The sequence below is a fragment of the Sphingobacterium spiritivorum genome (assembly GCF_016724845.1).
In the GTDB taxonomy this organism is placed as follows: Bacteria; Bacteroidota; Bacteroidia; order Sphingobacteriales; family Sphingobacteriaceae; genus Sphingobacterium; species Sphingobacterium spiritivorum_A.
In genome coordinates this window covers 3,706,408-3,726,096 of sequence record NZ_CP068082.1, presented here as the reverse complement: position 1 = coordinate 3,726,096, position 19,689 = coordinate 3,706,408, and the positions used below count along the sequence as shown (strand labels likewise).

The 19,689-nt window shown below is 37.8% G+C and carries 20 protein-coding genes and 1 tRNA gene; 9 read left to right on the top strand and 12 right to left on the bottom strand.

Translation table 11 applies throughout. The features are described 5' to 3' along the window. Nucleotides 1–2: 2 nt before the first annotated feature. The 6 genes from coaE to I6J03_RS15820 form a co-directional block, all read right to left on the bottom strand. The gene (gene coaE / locus I6J03_RS15845) at nucleotides 3–590 is read right to left on the bottom strand and encodes a dephospho-CoA kinase (protein ID WP_003004391.1); all 588 of its coding nucleotides are present in this window, start codon (nucleotides 588–590) and stop codon (nucleotides 3–5) included. Nucleotides 591–641: 51 nt separating this feature from the next. Beyond that, nucleotides 642–1,469, bottom strand: coding sequence for a YbbR-like domain-containing protein (locus I6J03_RS15840; protein WP_232279634.1), 828 nt, complete (start codon nucleotides 1,467–1,469; stop codon nucleotides 642–644). Between the two features lie 237 nt (nucleotides 1,470–1,706). Then, nucleotides 1,707–2,030: a preprotein translocase subunit YajC gene (gene yajC / locus I6J03_RS15835; RefSeq protein ID WP_002998750.1), complete on the bottom strand. Its 324-nt coding sequence runs from the start codon at nucleotides 2,028–2,030 to the stop codon at nucleotides 1,707–1,709. A 37-nt stretch (nucleotides 2,031–2,067) separates the two neighbouring features. Continuing rightward, a complete protein-coding gene (locus tag I6J03_RS15830; protein WP_003004394.1) occupies nucleotides 2,068–2,535 on the bottom strand; it encodes a DUF1573 domain-containing protein in 468 nt (155 codons plus the stop codon). Nucleotides 2,536–2,540: 5 nt separating this feature from the next. Next, a complete protein-coding gene (gene nusB, locus I6J03_RS15825) occupies nucleotides 2,541–3,488 on the bottom strand; it encodes a transcription antitermination factor NusB (protein WP_201693804.1) in 948 nt (315 codons plus the stop codon). A 54-nt stretch (nucleotides 3,489–3,542) separates the two neighbouring features. Beyond that, a complete protein-coding gene (locus I6J03_RS15820; RefSeq protein ID WP_115169363.1) occupies nucleotides 3,543–4,616 on the bottom strand; it encodes a Glu/Leu/Phe/Val family dehydrogenase in 1,074 nt (357 codons plus the stop codon). A gap of 168 nt (nucleotides 4,617–4,784) precedes the next feature. On the opposite strand from I6J03_RS15820, the gene I6J03_RS15815 reads away from it, so the two are divergent. Continuing rightward, on the top strand, nucleotides 4,785–6,560 hold the full coding sequence (locus I6J03_RS15815) for an ABC transporter ATP-binding protein (protein ID WP_003004405.1): 1,776 nt from the start codon (nucleotides 4,785–4,787) through the stop codon (nucleotides 6,558–6,560). 344 nt (nucleotides 6,561–6,904) lie between these two features. Here I6J03_RS15815 and rpmA read toward each other — a convergent pair whose 3' ends face one another. The 3 genes from rpmA to I6J03_RS15800 all read right to left on the bottom strand — a co-directional run bounded on the left by rpmA (nucleotide 6,905) and on the right by I6J03_RS15800 (nucleotide 9,660). Beyond that, a complete protein-coding gene (gene rpmA, locus I6J03_RS15810; RefSeq protein WP_003004408.1) occupies nucleotides 6,905–7,171 on the bottom strand; it encodes a 50S ribosomal protein L27 in 267 nt (88 codons plus the stop codon). Nucleotides 7,172–7,214: 43 nt separating this feature from the next. Continuing rightward, nucleotides 7,215–7,526 carry a 50S ribosomal protein L21 gene (gene rplU / locus I6J03_RS15805; RefSeq protein WP_003004411.1) on the bottom strand — a complete coding sequence of 104 codons (312 nt, stop codon included), beginning with the start codon at nucleotides 7,524–7,526 and terminating at the stop codon, nucleotides 7,215–7,217. 88 nt (nucleotides 7,527–7,614) lie between these two features. Further along, nucleotides 7,615–9,660, bottom strand: coding sequence for a M13 family metallopeptidase (locus tag I6J03_RS15800; protein WP_003004413.1), 2,046 nt, complete (start codon nucleotides 9,658–9,660; stop codon nucleotides 7,615–7,617). Between the two features lie 140 nt (nucleotides 9,661–9,800). On the opposite strand from I6J03_RS15800, the gene I6J03_RS15795 reads away from it, so the two are divergent. The 7 genes from I6J03_RS15795 to I6J03_RS15765 all read left to right on the top strand — a co-directional run bounded on the left by I6J03_RS15795 (nucleotide 9,801) and on the right by I6J03_RS15765 (nucleotide 16,116). Continuing rightward, nucleotides 9,801–9,885: transfer RNA gene (locus I6J03_RS15795), tRNA-Ser, on the top strand. Between the two features lie 274 nt (nucleotides 9,886–10,159). After that, a complete protein-coding gene (locus I6J03_RS15790) occupies nucleotides 10,160–10,945 on the top strand; it encodes a CPBP family intramembrane glutamic endopeptidase (protein ID WP_157600388.1) in 786 nt (261 codons plus the stop codon). 412 nt (nucleotides 10,946–11,357) lie between these two features. Continuing rightward, the gene (locus I6J03_RS15785) at nucleotides 11,358–11,735 is read left to right on the top strand and encodes a hypothetical protein (protein ID WP_157600389.1); all 378 of its coding nucleotides are present in this window, start codon (nucleotides 11,358–11,360) and stop codon (nucleotides 11,733–11,735) included. Beyond that, the gene (locus tag I6J03_RS15780; RefSeq protein ID WP_003004423.1) at nucleotides 11,732–12,262 is read left to right on the top strand and encodes a hypothetical protein; all 531 of its coding nucleotides are present in this window, start codon (nucleotides 11,732–11,734) and stop codon (nucleotides 12,260–12,262) included. The genes I6J03_RS15785 and I6J03_RS15780 overlap by 4 nt, the downstream gene beginning before the upstream one ends. A 298-nt stretch (nucleotides 12,263–12,560) precedes the next feature. Beyond that, on the top strand, nucleotides 12,561–13,202 hold the full coding sequence (locus I6J03_RS15775; RefSeq protein ID WP_003004426.1) for a WG repeat-containing protein: 642 nt from the start codon (nucleotides 12,561–12,563) through the stop codon (nucleotides 13,200–13,202). A 241-nt stretch (nucleotides 13,203–13,443) separates the two neighbouring features. Further along, the gene (locus I6J03_RS15770) at nucleotides 13,444–14,616 is read left to right on the top strand and encodes a thiol-activated cytolysin family protein (protein ID WP_003004428.1); all 1,173 of its coding nucleotides are present in this window, start codon (nucleotides 13,444–13,446) and stop codon (nucleotides 14,614–14,616) included. Between the two features lie 273 nt (nucleotides 14,617–14,889). After that, nucleotides 14,890–16,116: a WG repeat-containing protein gene (locus tag I6J03_RS15765; RefSeq protein ID WP_157600390.1), complete on the top strand. Its 1,227-nt coding sequence runs from the start codon at nucleotides 14,890–14,892 to the stop codon at nucleotides 16,114–16,116. 201 nt (nucleotides 16,117–16,317) lie between these two features. Here the strand turns inward: I6J03_RS15765 and I6J03_RS15760 are convergent, their stop codons facing one another. Together I6J03_RS15760 and I6J03_RS15755 are read right to left on the bottom strand one after the other, a co-directional pair. Next, nucleotides 16,318–16,590, bottom strand: a complete 273-nt coding sequence (locus tag I6J03_RS15760) for a hypothetical protein (RefSeq protein WP_003004433.1) — start codon at nucleotides 16,588–16,590, stop codon at nucleotides 16,318–16,320. Nucleotides 16,591–16,782: 192 nt separating this feature from the next. Next, nucleotides 16,783–18,366 (bottom strand): beta-N-acetylhexosaminidase, encoded by a 1,584-nt coding sequence (locus tag I6J03_RS15755; protein ID WP_003004436.1) that lies wholly within the window; start codon nucleotides 18,364–18,366, stop codon nucleotides 16,783–16,785. A gap of 184 nt (nucleotides 18,367–18,550) precedes the next feature. Here I6J03_RS15755 and I6J03_RS15750 point away from each other — a divergent pair, with 184 nt between their 5' ends. Then, entirely contained in the window at nucleotides 18,551–19,123 is a 573-nt protein-coding gene (locus I6J03_RS15750) for an RNA polymerase sigma-70 factor (protein ID WP_003004439.1), read from the top strand. Between the two features lie 133 nt (nucleotides 19,124–19,256). On the opposite strand, the gene I6J03_RS15745 is transcribed toward I6J03_RS15750, so the two are convergent. Next, nucleotides 19,257–19,652, bottom strand: coding sequence for a LytTR family DNA-binding domain-containing protein (locus tag I6J03_RS15745; RefSeq protein ID WP_003004442.1), 396 nt, complete (start codon nucleotides 19,650–19,652; stop codon nucleotides 19,257–19,259). Nucleotides 19,653–19,689: the final 37 nt, after the last annotated feature.

Genomic DNA, 19,689 nt, shown 5'->3' with positions numbered 1-19,689 from the left:
ATTTAAAATGTTAAAAATTGTTGATGCAGATGCAGTACCTGTGGCAAAAGGGGTTGTATACCATCATTGATAACAATAAAATCTGCCAATTCAGATTTTTCCTTATCACTCATCTGTTTACTTATTCTGTCCCTTACTTTTGCCTCATCGGTATGATCGCGGGCAACGACACGGGCTATACGGATATCTTCGGGAGCTGTAACCAGTATGGTATAATCAAGCTGGCGGTAAGAACCTGTTTCAAAAAGCAGGGCCGCTTCTTTTAAAGAGTATGCAGCAGTCTGTTTTTGTGACCACTCCTCCCCTGCACGGATTACGGCAGGATGTACAATACCATTCAGCAGCTTCAACTGGGCGTCATCTCCAAATACTTTTGAAGAAAGAAAGGCTCTGTTTAAAGAACCGTCTTCAAAATAGGTTTCCTTTCCAAAGGTCTGCATCAATGCAGTCCTTACTTCTTCACTTTTGATCATAATATCCTTAGCTTCCTGGTCGGCATTGTATACCGGTATTCCCAATACCTTAAAGATATTACAGATAATACTCTTACCGGCTCCGATTCCTCCTGTAATCCCTATTTTCAATCCCATATAGCTGATCTGATTGTTTATTTTGTTTTATCCGGTCCGCGACCTGACTATTTATTTACGAATGAAAAAGTCTACATTCTGAGGCTCTACACTCACGATCTTGCAATACGGTGGTATCTTAGTCAGAATGACAGGAAGGTTAGGAACTCTGTTCTCTTCCCAGTCTTCTATATCCACCACGGCTTCAAAGTCCCGCTGTGTCCATTTATTATAGTCTTTAAGCGACACAAGGATGATTACTTTAACCTTGGTGGGCAATGTTCTTACAGAAGTATACTTTTCTGCATTTTCGACCTTGATCGGTAGTTCCATGACTTTCTCCGTCAGCTCTCCTACCGGGATGGTCACTTCTGCATAAGCGGGATAAACATTGATATTAGCCTTTTGATTACGATCCAGATACGCCATTGTTCGGATATCCGCATTGATTCCTGTACCCCGGATAGTGTCGGTCTCCCAGGATTCAATATTAGCCACATCCTCCAGAGGGCCTGTTATCGTGACATACTCCGGTAAACTCCTGGTATCGCCGATAATACCGTACTGCTTTGCAAAATCCACACTATATACCGCTTTAATCGGGACCTTGCGCTGTGTCTGTTTAGAAAAATCAAAATATAAAGTATCCGGACTTACAGATACGACATGTTTATCATTCGGAAATTGCCTGTTGATAAAACCAATCTGATTGGAAAACACGATCCAGTTGCGGTTTTTCAGTCCGCTCAGGTCTACCTGAATATTAGCCGTATCCTGTCTGAAGCGTGAAAGCAACAGTTTCCACCCACTCATCTCTACTTTGAGACTGACCGTATCGGACTGTAGCGGATGAAAGGCTTTATTGTCCGGAAGATTCACGTACTGAATTCCGGCCTTCATAGAGTAAACGTATTTATTGGAAATGGCAAATAAAGTCCACGCAATAAAAGAAATCAGAATACATCTTAAGAAGATGGAAATTTTTCTTTTCTGGGATTTATTAAAACGTCTTAAAGCCATATGTCACAAACTTAAGCATTTTTCACCTTTGATCAGAAGATGAACAGTATTCTTCATAAAAAAGCCGCCAAATCAATATTTAGCGGCTTCATTATTAAAGAACACTTCCGTGACTTCTTATTTTTCTTTATTCGCATCATTAGCTGCTTTGGAAGCATCCAGTGCAATTGCTGATTTATCAAAACGGATCTTAACTCCTGAACCTACATCAACAAGAAAAGTAGTTTCGCTTACTTCCACGATACGACCGTGAATACCTGCAGTAGTTACAATTTTAGTATTGACACCTAACTCTTCAATATATTTCTTGTGATCTTTTTGTTTCTTCATCTGTGGTCTGATCATAAAGAAATAGAAAACCACGATGATTAAGATCATTGGAAGGAATGTCATAAAACCACCGCCTGATCCACCGGCTTGTAAGAATATTGTACTTATCATTTTTGTGTGTTATTTATTTTTATTTCTGTTCTAAAAATTAATTAGCTTTTTGCACTTCACCTCTTAATTGTACGGTAGAGATGCCGTTGGTTGCATTAGACATGACCGTCACGATCTTCTGCTGTTTACCTACCTGCCCTTTACTGTCAAAGGCAACTTTTACTTCACCTTTCTTACCCGGCAATACAGGTGATTTGGAGTAATGCGGTGTAGTACAGCCACAGGATGCATTTACCTCAGAAAGAATAACCGGAGCTTCACCTACATTGGTAAATGTAAATGTATGCTGAACAACTTCACCTTCTTTTACCTGGCCGAAGTCGAATGCGGTTTCTTCAAATTCAATTTTACCTAATGTTTCCTGTCCTTTTTGCTGTGTTGTATCTCCGGAAACACTGTCTCCCTGAGCTGCTTTAGCAACGTTTGTTTTGTTACTGTTGCCGCAAGCGCTTACCAGACAAGCCATTGACAATATACCTGCAAAAGCTAATTTGTTAATTTTCATTTGTATTAATCTTTTAATCCACGACCTTGTTTGCGGATCCGACCCTGTTGGTTCAAATCAGCCAATATTTTGTCTAAGATACCATTAATAAATGTATTACTTTTCAGTGTACTGAAAACTTTTGACAATTCTATGTATTCATTGATGGTTACTTTCACCGGAATAGACGAAAAATTGATCAGCTCACAGATGGCCATACGCATGAGAATAGTATCTAATAAGGCTATACGATCTGCTTCCCAGTTTTTGGTTTTAGCAGCGATCAGACTTTGATACTCTTCTCCGTAACGGATTGTATTTGCCAACAGGTCCAGCACAAATTCTCTGTCATCAAGCCAGTTTTGTGTCAACTCTGCAAGCTTATTTTGTTGCGGAATCTCACTGCTGAAATTTTTAAAAGTCTTGGCGATCAATGCCTGAAGTACTTCTTTATCAACCGGCCAGTTGATAAATTTATCCTCAAAAGTCTGCTCAATATTAGGTGACTTCAGAATAATTTTCTTAAAGATATGTTTGATAATATCTTTTTCAGTAGCGATAGAGCGGTCTTCTGACTGCAGATATTCCAGATAGATATCCGATTCCTTGAGCTGAGCAAAGATAGAGCGTACAATCTCAGGGTCAAAACTCCAGTCCACTTTATACTTCTTGACACCTTCCAGATAATCTCTGTTTTGTCTTAATGATTCGATGAACGTATTGTTGTTCAATCGTGTAGTCAGCGACAAATCCTTTTCTGTAGGCAGAAACTTATTCGCACGGCCTTCGGCATCGATAAGTACATACTCGGAAACCTCATCCAGAAGATTCAGCGTCCAGATGTACATCTCATACACCTCATCCACACTTCTCAAAAGTGCCTTTTCATAATTTTTGACCTGCTTGTCCGATGACAAACTGTATGCATACAATGTCTGCATCACTTTCACCCGTAGGTGTCTTCTATTTAACATAATTTATAAAGAACGATTTTTAATATAAGAACGATTGTAAATTTTCAGAAAACACTAACGCTTGATTTTCTTTACATCAGCGATACGTTGCTCGGCAATCTGATTTGCAGCGACCAGCGTAGTAATACTTTCTTCTCTTGATTTTTGAATCACCTCTCTGGTGATGGTATATATATTACGGATCAATGATTCTGTACGCTCTGAACCATATCCCTCTAACTCTGAATAACAACTGATCAAAGCTCCTGAATTGATCAGAAAATCCGGTACATACAAGATATCATGCTCTTTCAGCATACGTGTAGTTTCCTGTTCGTTTTTCAGCTGATTGTTGGCAGATCCTGCAATTATTTTACAACGCATGCGCGGAACAGTCTCTGTATTTACAGTACCTCCTAATGCACATGGAGCATAGACATCCACATCCATCTCAAAACTTGTGGAATCGGTGATAGGCTCTGCTTTATACTTGGCTGCAATTTTCATTTTGCGCTCTTCAGTCATATCGCTGACATATACACGTGCATTTTCATTTCTCAGCATAGCCACCAGGTGCTCACCTACGCTACCTACTCCCTGCACAGCGACCTTACGTCCTGCCAGACTATCGTCTCCGTAAAGTTCTTTGATAGCGGCTTTGATTCCGTAAAAAACACCTCTTGCAGCAAAAATTGTAGTATCTCCTCCCCCGTTCAGTGACTCAGGAAGACCTGCTACATAGTTTGTTTCGGTGTGAATATATTCCAGATCTTTTTGGGTGGTACCGACATCGATAGATGCGATAAAGTTACCATTCAGTCCTTCGACAAACTGACCCAGTCTTCTCAACAGGATTTCGGTCTTGTCTGTACGGTGATTACCTATGATAATGGCACTTCCTCCGCCGAGGTTCAGGCCAGCTACAGCAGCTTTGTAAGTGATCGCTTTTGACAAACGAAGCGCATCTTCTATGGCTTCTTCAGTCGTATTGTAAGGAAGCATTCTAACCCCGCCTATCGCAGGCCCAAGGGTAGTATCATGGATGGCCACGATAGCTTTCAGACCTACGGCCTCATCATTACAGAACAATAAATTTTGATGGCCAAACTGACCCATCATTTCAAATAGCGACGCATTACTATTTTGCATAACAGATAACTCTTAAATATAGTTAAAATCAACTTTTACAAAAGTAGAAAAATATTTACACTCCACTGGATAAAAAAGCCAAATAAATGCGTTCTGCCAATTAATGACAGTAATAAAACTATAGGGTCACCAAGTTTATTGAATAATACTGTATTTTTGTTCTGAACTATGAAGGAGCTCGCTTACCTCAATAAATATTTTTACAAATATCGCTGGAAACTTATTCCGGGAACTTTGTTTGTTATTATTTCGAATTACTTTGGCATTCTGCCGGCAAAAGTGATCCGTGTAGCCTTTGATCTTGTCAAAGAAAACATTGATCTGTTTCGCCTTTATGAAGGTTTTGACAGACAGGAGATCGTCTATCAGGTATTTGGCAGCAGTCTTTTGTTTTTCGGCTGTATTGTACTGATTCTGGCTATACTTAGAGGTATCTTTCTATTTATGATGCGACAAACGCTGATCCTGACTTCCAGACACATCGAGTACGACCTTAAAAATGAAATCTATCAACATTATCAAAAGCTTGATTTTGCATTTTTCAGAAGAAACAATACCGGAGACCTTATGAACAGGGCTACGGAGGATGTCAATCAGGTACGAAATTACCTCGGTCCGGGTATTATGTATGCCATCAATACCGTAGTACTCTCTATAATGATTATCTATGCGATGTATGATGTCAATCCTACATTGGCTACTTACTCCTTATTGCCAATACCTATTTTATCTGTTATTATCCTTGTAATTAACAAAGTAATCAATCGGCGAAGTGAGCGCATACAAAGACAATTGTCGCAGCTGTCATCTTTTGTACAGGAAACTTTTTCGGGGATCAGAGTAATTAAGACCTATAATCGAGAGCGCGATAAAATGAAATCTTTTGCGAAAGAAAGTAATGTGTACAGAGACACTTCTCTGGCTTTGGTAAGGATTCAGGCGATCTTCTTTCCTTTGATTGTATTCCTGATCGGATTAAGCACGATTATTACCGTGTATATAGGAGGACTGGAAGTAAACAAAGGCACCATCACTGCCGGTAATATTGCAGAATTTATTATTTACGTCAATCAACTCACCTTTCCTGCCATGTCACTGGCCTGGGTAACGTCACTGGTGCAGCGCGCGGCAGCTTCTCAGAAACGGATCAATGAATTTCTGAAGACTGAATCCGTTATCAAACAAGGTACTACAGAAAAAATATTGGCAGGAGATATAACCGTTAAAAATATCAGTTTTACTTTTCCGGAGACAGGTATCAAAGCTATAGACAATATTTCTTTCACGCTCTCCGCCGGAAAAACACTTGCCATCATCGGTAAGACCGGCTCCGGCAAATCGACACTGGCAAATCTTCTGATGCGCATGTTTGATACGGATACGGGAACTATTACTTACGACGGAACTGATATCAGGGCGTTCAACTTTGAAAATCTGCGTTCACAGATCGGCTATGTGCCGCAGGAAGTGTTCTTGTTTTCGGATACCATTGCTAATAATATCGCTTTCGGTCTCGATACTTTTACTACGGAGCAGGTCGAACAGGCAGCCAAAGACGCTGCAGTATATGACAATATCATTGCTTTTGAAGAGGGATTCGAAACATCTATAGGTGAACGTGGCATTACCCTGTCCGGAGGCCAGAAACAGCGGGTCTCCATCGCAAGAGCGCTGGTCAAAGAACCGAAGATACTGATTTTTGACGACTGTCTTTCAGCGGTTGACACCAAGACGGAGGAGCAGATACTGAACAACCTGAGCCGCATTATGAAGGGAAAATCTTCCATCTTTATCGCACACCGTGTCTCCACCATCAAAAATGCAGATCATATCCTTGTCCTGGATCAGGGACGCATCGTTGAACAAGGCTCACATCAGGAGCTGATGACATTGGGTGGAGAATACTACGAACTGCATGAGAAGCAACTTCTGGAAGCCATATAACTATACTATTTAACCTTATAAATAACAATTGCTGAAAAGATTAAGAAGCAATAGTGTAATAACACTATTGCTTTTTTTATATAATCCTTTAAACACACAGCCTTCAGCTTTGAAAACGTTGTATATCGCGATGTTCTCTAAAGGCCATACGTTGACGTTGTCCTTGTAAAAATAATCCAGCTTATCAACATGATGATGGAATAAGGTATTTCAGCACGCTTTGAGTCAAAATATCAGTTATAAGTACTTTGCAGATAACCGGTAGTCTATTCCAATAGTTGGGAAAGCACAAAAAAAGCCTTCCGGAAATCCCGAAAGGCTTTATAATGATTTTAGGCGAAGCCTTATGCTTTCTCTTCTGCAGGAATTACAGAAACATAAGATTTGTTATTTGCTTTTTTACGGAAAACTACTTTTCCATCAACTAAAGCAAACAATGTATGGTCTCTACCAATACCTACGTTCAAATCAGGGTTGTGTTGAGTACCGCGTTGGCGAACGATAATGTTACCAGCGATAGCAGCCTGACCACCAAAAATTTTGATACCTAAACGTTTACTATGTGACTCACGGCCGTTCTTCGAACTACCCGCACCTTTTTTATGTGCCATTTCTTTATCTTAATTTAAGACTAATGTCTGATTAAAAATTCAATTATAATGTAATATCTGTGATCAAGATCTTAGTGAACTGCTGACGGTGTCCGTTTTTCTTTTTGTAACCTTTACGGCGTTTTTTCTTGAAAACGATCACTTTTTCACCTTTCAAATGAGACAAAATTTTAGCTGAAACTTTAGCTCCTTCTACACTTGGCGTACCAATTGAGAATTTACCTGCATTTTCTGCTAACAATACATTGTCAAATTCAATACTAGCGCCTTCATCTCCTTGTAAACGGTGCACAAAAAGATATTGGTCTTTTACAACCTTGAATTGCTGTCCTGCTATATTTACTATTGCGTACATTGTTAATAAATTATTTATGTTTCTATTTAATGAAGGGCAAAAGTATAAACTTTTTTCCAATATTCAAACATCTTTTATTAAAATTTCTCTACCACACTCCTACTCTGTTTGCAGGCAACACATAGCTTTTGGCATTTGGCTGTATATCAAAGGCTTTATAAAAAGCTTCCATATTGTACAGCGGACCATTAACTCTGAATTCTTCAGGGCTATGGGGATCCATTTTCAGACGGAGACGCATAGTCTCATCACGTGTCTTAATGCGCCACACCTGTGCAAATGCCAGAAAGAAGCGCTGATCTGGTGTAAAACCATCTATTTTATCAGTGGCTTGTCCTTGTTTGGTCAATTTGAAAGCATCAAACGCAATACTCAGACCACCGATGTCAGCAAGATTTTCACCCAGGGTCAGTTCACCGTTTACATGTTGCTTGTCAAGTAGTGTAAATCCACTGTACAGATCAGCGACTTTTTTGGCTTTTACGTTGAACTGATCTGCATCGGCTTTGGTCCACCAGTCATTCAGATTACCGTCTTTATCGTACTGCCTTCCCTGATCATCAAATCCATGTGTCATTTCATGACCTATAACTGCACCGATGGCTCCGTAATTGATGGCATCATCTGCATTGAAATCAAAGAACGGAAATTGCAGAATTCCGGCCGGGAACACGATTTCATTGTAAGGCGGATTGTAATAGGCATTAACCGTAGGCGGAGTCATCAACCATTCTGTCTTGTCTACAGGCTTACCCATCTTATTTACCATTTCCTTGTAGGCATGGCGTTCTGCAGACTGCAGATTAGCATAGTATGTATCTTTGTTTATCTCGACGTCACTGTAATCTTTCCATTTATCCGGATACCCAATCTTTTTTGTAAAGGCTTCCAGCTTTTCTATAGCTTTCTTTTTGGTTTCCGGTGTCATCCAATCCAGCTTTTCAATCCGTGTACGGTAGACTTTCTGAAGATTATCGACAAGCGTCATCATACGTTCTTTGGCTTCTTTTTTGAAATACTTTTCCGCATAGAGTTTACCAACGATTTCACCCAGACTTTCATCTGCCGCACTTACCATCAGTTTCCAGCGTTCCTTCTGCTCTTTCTGCCCGTTGAGTACTTTACCGTAGAAATCAAATTTGGCATCTCTGAAGCTTTTCGGTAAAGCTGTAGCCGCATCGTTAAGTGCGTCTAATTTTAACTTTTGCTTCCAGACATCCAAAGGTTCGGACTTCAACAACGTATTGATTGCTATGTAATACTTAGGCTGCTGAACTAACAATGTGTCTGTTTTGATCAACAGACGGGACAAAATATCCTGCCAGTTGAGGTTTGGAGTCTGTTTTTGAAAAACAGCTACAGCAAATTTGTTATAGTTCTTTACCGGATCTCTCAGCTCTACAGGGGTAAGATGAGACTTAGCAATAGCTGTCTCAAGCTTAATGATATTATCCGCATACTGCTGAGCTGATTTCTCTTCGCCACTTAATGTGAATAATTTCACAATATAGGCTCTATAGGATTCCAGTATTTTTTTTGACTTCTCATCGTTATCCAGATAATAGCTCGCCTGCGGAAGATTTAATCCGCCCTGTACGAAAGTCGCAGCATTTTTATTGGAAATCCTGTCATCCGAAGCTACATAAAAGTGAAAGAGATCACCGTTCCCTTCTTTAAAACCATCTGCACTGAATGCAATCAGTTCATTCATATCTTTCAGCGCATTGATCTTGCTGATCAGAGGTTCTACAGGTTTAGTTCCCAACTTCTCTATAGCCACGGTATCCATTCCGCTGGCGTAAAAGTCTCCGGCTTTTTGTGTATCTGAGCCTTTAGCGCTATTTGCTTTAGCGGCTTCTTCGAGGATAAGATGCAGTTTTGCCGTATTCTCATCCTGCAGGACATAAAAAGAGCCCCAACCGGTTTCTGACGCAGGAATTTCGGTTTTCTTAAGCCACCCTCCATTGGCATACAGAAAGAAATTGTCCCCCGGACTAATCGTTGTGTCCATACCGCTGACATCAAAAAAATTGGTTCTTACTTCTTCAGATGTAGACGTACTGTTGTTGGATTGGCATGAGCCAAGCACAGCCAGTGCCGGCAATACTGCCCATAATTTGTTTTTGGTAATCATATGATGTGATTTAACAAAAATAAAGGTAGTGATAATTAACAAGTTGCCACAAATGTTATCTTTTCTTTTACATTTTTATCCGTATTATGCAGAAATGTTTTGGTTTATTGCCGGAAGATATTAATTTTGTGGCTCCTAACGGAGAGGTGTCAGAGTGGTCGATCGAGCACGCTTGGAAAGCGTGTGTACCGCAAGGTACCGCGGGTTCGAATCCCGCCCTCTCCGCACAACAGTAAAAAGAGTCCAATGCAAATTGGACTCTTTTTTTGTATACACGATTCTTATGTCTTGCAGGAATATTACGTAGCATGCAACAATCAAGGGATGAGAATCCGAGATCAAAAGGAAGGTTTGGGCATTGTGTTGGAGCCAGGTGAGACTAAATCAATCCCGCCCTCTCCGCAAAACCTTCATCTTTCGAGAAAGGTTATTTTTCTGCATTGCACCCACTATTTTCAGTAAGTAATTCACTAACTTCATGCAAAATAACCAATTAGAAATGAAGAAAGTATCCGGCTACCTGAAGGTAATTATTTTTTATCTCTTCACATTGCTCATCTTTATCGGCTCCTCCGCCCTTACAAAGCAAAGTTTCTTACCGGATTTATTGTCTTTAATCACTGCATCCATATTTACTTTTATTTTGATTTACTGGTTTGTACGAAGTGATAAAAGTGTACTTTCCAAAAACGGGTTAGGATTTGATAAAAAGAGTGTAGTACGGTTTGTATCCGGATTTGGAACAGGCCTTATTATGGTACTGCTGATGACTGTAATTACCATCACTTTCAGCAATGTTGCTTTTACCCGATCTCAAACATTTAATCCTAATATTCTTGTCCTACATATCCCCCTCTTTCTTTTTGTTGCTTTTCGTGAAGAACTTGCCTTCAGAACGTATATGCTTTGGAAATTAAAGACAATTACCGGACCTGTAGTTGCCATGATTATTGTCACAGTTATTTTTAGTATTGAACATCTTTTTGGTGGATATTCTGTTGTAAATGCCTTCGTTGGATCTGGATTGGGCGCAATCCTGTTTGGATTTTCGACGTTGAGAACAGGAAACATTGCACTCTCCATCGGAATTCATTTTGCATGGAACTTAACACATTGGCTATTGGGATTCAAGGGTAACACCGGATTTTTAATCGAAACAGTACAAAAAGGAACCGAACAACAGACTGAAACAATTGCATTTATCGGCTATATAGCAGCAATGATAATGGGGTTATGTGTGATTTATCTATTCTTTAAACCACAAAAGAACAGAGAGTATAACTAAGAGGTAAGATATTGACAGGTTAGATACCCGCTATCCTTTTTATAATGAAGTGTAAGAATATTGGTTCTTAACCTCTCTCCCGATAAACGGGATATCTCCTTAAAAAGAAGAGAATTAATCTGGTTTAACCCTTTTCAATTCTATGGAATACATTAATACAACATTATTATACCTCGCTTTCGGATTTGTCCCTCATAAAGTTTGTACCACAGCATGATCTGAATTCACAACCTTTTTGTATCTTCATATATAAGTATTTAGCAGAACAAGCATATTAAAGATGTAAGAGAAAACAACCTGCTTATAACAATTTGTTATTATTTTTTCAGTAAATCATAAATTTACATGAAAGAAATACGGGTTATGCTGAACAAAAGTTATTCATCATTAATAAATGAACACAAGGGTTGAAATGAAAAAGCAAAATATTCAGGATTCAAATTACCCGAAAAGAGAAAGCAATTTTCTTACTACCATTACTTCAGAAGACACTTTTCAGGTAATTATTGGTAATGACGGGAGTAGCACACTTCTATTGTGGCAGGACGAGTATTATATGGAAGCCTACCTGAGCCATTGCGAGTTACCAATAACATTAAGCAAAGTGGATTCGGTGATTTTTCTAAAATGGATAAAAGACAACCCTCAGGAGCTGAATTTCTTTATTCATCCTGTATTCGGACAAGAATCCCCTAAGTTGGGTTTCAAAGAACTCATGGGAAAAATCATCGAAAAAATGGAAAGTGACGGCGATTTTTATGATACACTAAGAGAAAACAATTTATTATGAGAACCACAGGAGATAATCCGATAACGTCTAAGTTGTTTCGCACGGATATAAGAAATAAAGATTTCAATAAAGAATTTGAAAAAGTATTTCAAACCAAAATTAACGATTTTTTGTCTGAATATGAATATGATGAAATTGATGAATTCCCTATTGAGATGGAAGACAGCGGTATTATGATTGGTTTTATTGCTGAGACAAATAAAGCACCTGCCCAAATAGCGTACATCGATTTAGATGTGCATAATTATCCGCAGCACACCGACTTTTTAGTTAAACAAATTCCTCTTGATTCGGATTTTGGAAAGGCTGCATATATAGAACAACATTTAGCTCCTTTTACTAATCTTCGTATTTATTATTCGCTATATGATCAGAATAAAGTAGATAGAATAATCTTTCAATTTGAAGATTTGCGGTATGAACTATCATTAAATAAAGAGACCGTTGTCTCCAGAATAAGAGTCTGCTTTGCTGAAAATGAATCAAATATCAACATGAGTACTTATTATCTTTTTGATAATGCTTAATACCCCGGCTTGAACGAAGAGATTGTGAAGAAAACTGTATCTCAAAATTAGTGTCAATCTAAAAATGGCCTTCTGTTTTCCTAAAAAAATATTAAAAGAGATATCAAGTTTTCGTGCTTAATCTTAGTCAGAATGTAATTTCACATATAGTGGATTCTTTGCCCGGAATTGAAGCAATACTATATTTCCAGCCAGCAAAGATACTCCTTTAGACGTATTGCAAAGTAACACACCTGCCTATAACTTTGTCATAAAGAGATGTCAGTCTGTGAGCCATCTCCATGTTAACCATTAACTTATGAAAAAGCTAACAACAACCCTGATCTTTGGTCTCCTGTGTGTGTCAGTATTTGCACAGGATTTGACCCCATTAAAAGACGAGAATGATAAAATTGCATTCTTCGATGATGATGAAAACGCTGTCACCCCATTTAAATATGACGGGGTAGGATATACCGGAGATGGCTACTATGGTGTAAAAGCTAATAGAAAATGGGGATTTATCAATGAAAAAGGAAAGGAAGTAATACCGCTTATCTATGATGATATCATGGGTTTTAGTGATGGAGCGGCACCTGTAGAACGTAATGGAAAATGGGGATCGATAGATAAGAAAGGTAAAGAAATCATTCCGCTAAAATATGATAATATACCTCGTTTTTACGATGGTCTTGCCAAAGTTGAATTAAATGATAAGACTGGTTTTGCAGATAAAACAGGAAAGGAAGTTATTCCTTTGAAGTATGATCTGGCATCTGATTTTCAAAATGGCTATGCCCGTGTGAGTCTGAATGATAAGTGGGGACTGATTAACAAAAACGGGAAAGAAATCATTCCTTTAAAATACGAAGATGTATCAGGCTTCGAAAATGGTAAAGCGGAAGTTGTCGAAAATGGAAGAAAGTTCTATTTAGACAAATCAGGAAAAGAAGTAAAATAGAGGTCTATCCGCAAAAAACATATTGCTAACTATACCTGTTGACGGTATAATTAAACAAAAGGTAGCAGCTTACAATGCAGTGTCCTGTTCAGACACTGCATTTTTATTTTCAGGGCTTTGTTACAATATAAACAACCTTATACCTTATTTAATAATTATTAATCAAAAAACATAACAAATATTCCTTAAATGTAATTTATTTATTCTATTTTTATAATAAATACATATTATAATCTGTACTATGATGAAATTACACGCCTATCTACTTTTGTCTTTGACTGTCTGCGCTATGGTATCTTGTAAAAAAGATATTATTGAAGACAAAAAACCAACAATAATTGAACAGAAGGTACGTTCAAAAAAACAGATTGTAGATTCGCTGAAAAATGATCTTATAAAAAAAGGGTACTCCGTATCAACTCCGGTGGTGAATCAGGACAGTTCAAAAGTAAGCTTTCAGGTTTCAAGGTCAAATAGTATAAAGGAATTTGGTGTTTTTGAACCAGGTGGTGGCCCAGACCTAAAAACATATCCCGACCTGTATACAGGCAGTGTATTTAATGGAAACGTATTTATCAAAGAAGGGGTATTCTCTTCCGGATTACCACTTACAGGCAACACTCTACCTCTGAGACAGGATGTTATTATTGTCGGAAAGAATAATGTAAAGATCGCAGAAGGAAAACAGATGGAACTGCGAAATTCTGATCTCAAACAGTTTCAGTCCGGCACATTGAGAGACATCGGAGAACCAGCCATTGATCAGCATGTAGGAGATGTATCCCTTAAAACCGGATTCTTCTCCAGCTTTAGTGATGTCAAAGATTCTGTGTTTTTTAACCGATCTAACATGTATTGGGATAGCTTTAAGCCGGGTGTAGGCTTACTGGAATTCGGCACTGATAATGCCGTTGTCCCGGGAAAAGGTACTTTTGCTTTCTTCAGACAAGATTATTACAGCATAAAAATAGATACAACAAAATCGGGCTGGAAATTCTTAGAAGGAGAACTTAGTAGTGCTTTACAAGCGGAACGCATGCCTATTTTTATAAATTCCATTACTTATGGCCGATATGGATTCGTAACTATTGAAGGCAACCAGTCACAGGAAATATTGGCAATGCTGAATAAGGCTATAGCTGATTTTGATAGTTTATCCGAATTTGAACGCAATATTTTAAGCAAATCTACCATAAGATGCTTCTTTTTTGGAACACCTGAAGACTGGAGATTCAGCCAACTGCTCCAATCTTCATTAGGAAGATTGCAATTGTTTACCGAAATTGTGAAACAAAAGACGTACAAATTCAGACCGTTCGGAGACGCTCCGACCTTTTATACCTTTTCTTCCGTAAAGGATAATTCCGCATTTATGGGATCCACTTTAGAAAGAAAAGTTGAATTTGATTTGTAGTATTCATTTTTGGTTTCGCATTCAGCATACTAATACCTGAACATAAATTGAAAAAGTAAGTCCGGGGTCTGTATTTTAGATAAATATAGCCCCTGGATTATTATTAGAAAAACCGGCTATTTAGTTCAACATTCTGCGATTAGTCCTATATGTGCTTGCCAGAGGAGATAAAAGAGGCCAATCGTTATAAAGTTTTAATGCCTACCTGAAAAATAAGTCGTTTTGCAGTGGTAAATAATATTTTTAAATTAGATCATGACTAGAAACAGCTATTTGTTATTATTTATATGTTGCCAATTCTTTAATTACGGTTGTTCACAAGAAAAAAAGAACGACATTGGACAAATAAAAGCGGGGCTTGAAGAGTACATCGAGAATTCTGAAAACATGATCGATTTAGCGCAGCTGGAGTTTAGTATTAAACCCGTACAAGCTAATTCGAATAAAGCTTTTGATGAGAATGACGAGTATAATTTTACTGATCAGCAAACAAAATATCTTTCGACAAATGATTTCCTGGCGGCAGTAAATAAAGATTTTTTCCTGACTACGGAAGTCGGAAAGCCGAAGAGTTTTGTTTCCATTTCACTTAACTTATTAGACGCAAATGAATTACTAGGATTTGGAGATAATGCAGAGGAAGGTTATTCGGTGGCGCCTCAGTTTAAACCGGGTATATTGCATTTCTGGGATGGAACTTCAGCAGATGCCAACTATAAAGAGGATAAAAATGCAGAAGAACTGGCATATAACCATTTTCTGATAGATGCTTCCAAGCCTATACGCTCTGTTGATTTTGATGTTGAGTTCAGGCATTACACTTCGACTTCTTATCGCTTGGATAGTTCACATCCTAAAGTAAAAATCGGAGAAGATTGGATAGAAATGAAAAGCAATGCTGATGGCGAGGTTAAACTGAGCTATCCAAAATCTTTATCGGAAAAGCTGAGCGATGTACAGGGTTATTACAAAAACGACAGGGCCTTTAGAAGATCAGGAAGTAGCTCGTACAGTATTTCATCTGCAGAAACCATAGCATGGTTAAAAAAAACACTGCCTGTTTATAAACAAGCAATTGCATTAATTGATCAGCAAAAAATAAAAACAGATCAGGAAGTTGACAGCTTTTTAAAAAGTAAATTACCTCAAAAACCTGCTGAAGACGCTCAAATAGAGTACGCAAAATATTATTTTGCAGGGCCTGTAAATTATATATTGGTGTATGTAAAAAATGACAAACCGCAAAATATCACAAAAAAGGTTAACGTTAAATTGCTAAAGGAAATAGAAGCAATTGGCAAGGAGGGTTATTTTACAGCAGTTGATGAAGCTGAACAATTAAAAGGTATAGTTGATGTAAAAGGCAATTGGATTATCAATCCTGTTTACGACGACATTAAAGCGATGGGTGAAGAGAAATTCAGCGTAAGGGAAGGCCGGATTGGCAAACCGAAAAAATTAGATGCCAAGAACAAGAAATTTATTGATTTACTGCCTTAAAAAACAGAATGTCTTCTATTGCCCATTGCGCTTGTCAAAGCCTTAGGAATATTTTGACAAGCTCAATGGGTCAACTTAAATCTGTTTTCTGCGAAAGTGGCAATAGCTTTAGTATACAATCTAATCAAAAAACAGAGCCCTTATATTTTAGATAAATAATACCCAGGGACTATTCTTAGAAAAAACTGTCAGTTTACCTTGCTATTTCTCGTAGAGTTCTATATCAGCGTTCTCTTCATTTATAAGAATAACATTTCCGGTAAATTTATTGTCCTCCCATACTTCAGCCAGATATTTATTATCCAGATAGGCAGGAACATCAGCACCATCTTCCGTATTGCTGTGAACATACACCAGCTTAGCGGTATCTACACGCTTCAATTTAGCCAGAAAATTAAGGTGTTCACTTTTTAGGGTAATGTTCACTAATTTCTTAGTGTCAAAAGCCTGATCTTTAAATATTACAATACTCATAATCTTATCTATTTAGTAAATTTCACTTTGAACCACTCTATATTATCTTCGATCTCCCCGACACATGAATATTGAAAAGTTATATTTTCAGGAGCATGATGTTACAATATAACAATTTGCGACTGGTTTGTTTTTATAAATCGAATAATTATTTTGAATATTTCCCTTATTAAATTCTTTGGACTCAGAATATTATTTATTAAAGTCTATCTCCTTTTTACTCCACCTGTTGTAGAAATAGGGTAAAGCTTGCTCAAATTTTGCATAATTCTTGTTTTCCACTTTAGTCCATCCTACCTCTGCATAGGCGGCAATGCGGGGAAATGTCTGTCTGTACATATCCTTCACTTCAGATATCCATTCGCCCCACATCTGACAGCCCAGTCCTAATATTTTAGAATGGTACTGTTTATCCAGACCATCAGGAACAGGATTAAAGCTGTAGGCTTTTTCAAGAGAAATATTACTGTAATCCAGATAGGTGGCCTCATGATAGGAATTAACAATATCATATCCGTTGCGTGCAGCTTCTTTCATCAGATCGACATTACCTTTCCAAAACTGAATAATGGCAGATTTGGAAAGAGTACCCGTTACCGGTGCTGCATCCTGGTTATAGTCATGTAATTTAGCACCCATTATGTCATTCCAACCCATCATCCGCTTATTATTTTTTTCCAAAAAATTAGAAATGCCATTTGTGAATGAGATCTGAAGATCGGCTGGAGAAGCTAATGTATGTTTTTTCATGTAAGCCTGAACTTCCGGAGAATTGTTCCATTGATCGTATTTTACCTCATCACCTCCGATATGAATTACATCTGAGGGAAACATAGTTATCACTTCACTCAATACATCTTGAAGAAATCCAGTTACCTTTGGATCTGTCACATCAAACACATCATATTTCACACCAAAACTTGTAGGTACACTTATAGGAAGTTTGGTAACGCCAAGCCACGGGTAGGAAGCTATTGCAGCACTGGCATGTCCCGGCATTTCAATTTCCGGTACAATATTTATATGAAGCGCTTTGGCATAGGCTACAATTTCTTTTATGTCAGCACGTGTATAGTACCCTTCTATTGGTTTTCCATCATACAACTTACTGTTCCATCCACCTATTTGTGTTGAATCCCGCCGCCCTCCTATTTTGGTCAGGTTGGGATATTTTTCAATCGCCAGCCGCCAGCCCTGATCTTCTGTCAGATGCCAGTGAAATACATTCATTTTCAGAGTTGCCATTTCCTCTAGCAGTCTTTTTACCACAGCCTTGCCTTTGTAAGCCCTTCCCTCATCCAACATATAACTACGCCATGAAAATCGTGGAGAATCACTGATGCTTATACATGCGAGTGTTGCAAAGCCTGTTCCTTTTTTTATTAATTGCCTTAACGTTTGAATACCATAAAAAACACCGGTAGAAGTCGGTGCTTCAATCAGAATACCTTCTCCATCAGCTTCCAAACGATATCCCTCTGTTCCGAGCTCTTGCTGTAATGTTTTTCTGATTAATAAACGAATGCCGGCTTGCTTGGAAGATGTTACTTTTGAGGATTTCAAACCTTGCTCATCTTTTAAAATTTCTACAATGAAAGCGATCTCATTATTCAAGTTATCATTCGAATAGATGCCGATATTATTTTTAATTAAGTATTCGCCTTGTCTCTCTGAAACAGAAGCGGGCCGGGGAATCACATCAATAGCCTTTGCTTTTAATGAAAATGAAAAATGTAAGATGCATATAAGACATATTACTTTACAAACTTTATTCATACAGTTACTATTTAAATTTTAATACCACTTAACGTTTAGGTTTATACAACATTTTTATCATTATTTGCAAAACACAAACACACTTCTTAACTTAGGCGACAATAACACTAGCAAATAAAGTCTTTCAACACAACAATTAACCTAAATAACGTCAAATAAAACAATTGATGCAATTATATTGATCATGAAATCGTATCATACTCTTTCAGATGACGAACTGATTGTATTGACAAAAGCAGATGATCAGGATGCCTTCTCTATGTTCTATAACCGACATAAATTGGCACTATATACCCATGCCTATCAAAAGACAGGGAATCTGGAACAAGCTAAAGATCTTGTTCAGGAATTGTTTACTAATTTATGGGATAGACGCTATACCTTACCACATATTCTAAATATTCAGGCCTATCTCCACACTACACTTCGCAACCGTATACTGGACTATATTGCACATCATAAAGTGGAAAGCAAATATCTTGATTCCCTGCAGGAATTTATAAGTAAAGGGCATTGTATGACAGATCAACATATTATTGAAGCAGAGCTTGCTGCATATATCGAACAAACTGTCAATGCATTACCACCCAAAATGCGGGAAGTATATACGATGAGCCGATATACGCCTAAAAGCCACCGAGAAATAGCAGATGAATTGGGAATTTCAGAATTTACAGTAAAAAATCACATCAAAGCAGCATTAAAGATCATTCGGGAAAAACTAAATCGTATCTTGACATTTCTGCTCTTTATCTGATTTGTGAAACTTATGCATAACACTGAAATCTTAACCGGTCTATCATACAGATCAGAAATTCATATCAAAGAACAGATTAAAAAACAATAATACAAAATATATTATTGTTTCTTACCAACATTCTATTTTACCGTTATTCATTTGAATTATTGCGATCCATTACATATAACGGATAAGACTTTAAGCTATTTTTAAATATATGTTCCACTTCCTGAGTTAACTTAAAAGCTGCAATACTAAACTCCAGACGGATACCACTTTCCAGTTCTAATTGTTTCTCTCTGTTATGAATACACTTTAAATATTTAATATTGACCACAAGCGATCTGCTCACTCTCATAAAGTAAGGATGAGACAACTCTTCAAGGACAGTCTTAATATTTTTCTTTATAACGTACCCCTTTTGATTCGTTCTGACTACTTCAGTATACGCCCCCATAGAAACACAGTGCGTAATATCAGAAGCCGAGATAATAAGTGTTATATCCCTTTCTTTAATAAGGTATTTTAAAGATTCTATATTACTCATATACGTTGAATCTATTCATTAATCTTTCTCCTTTCAG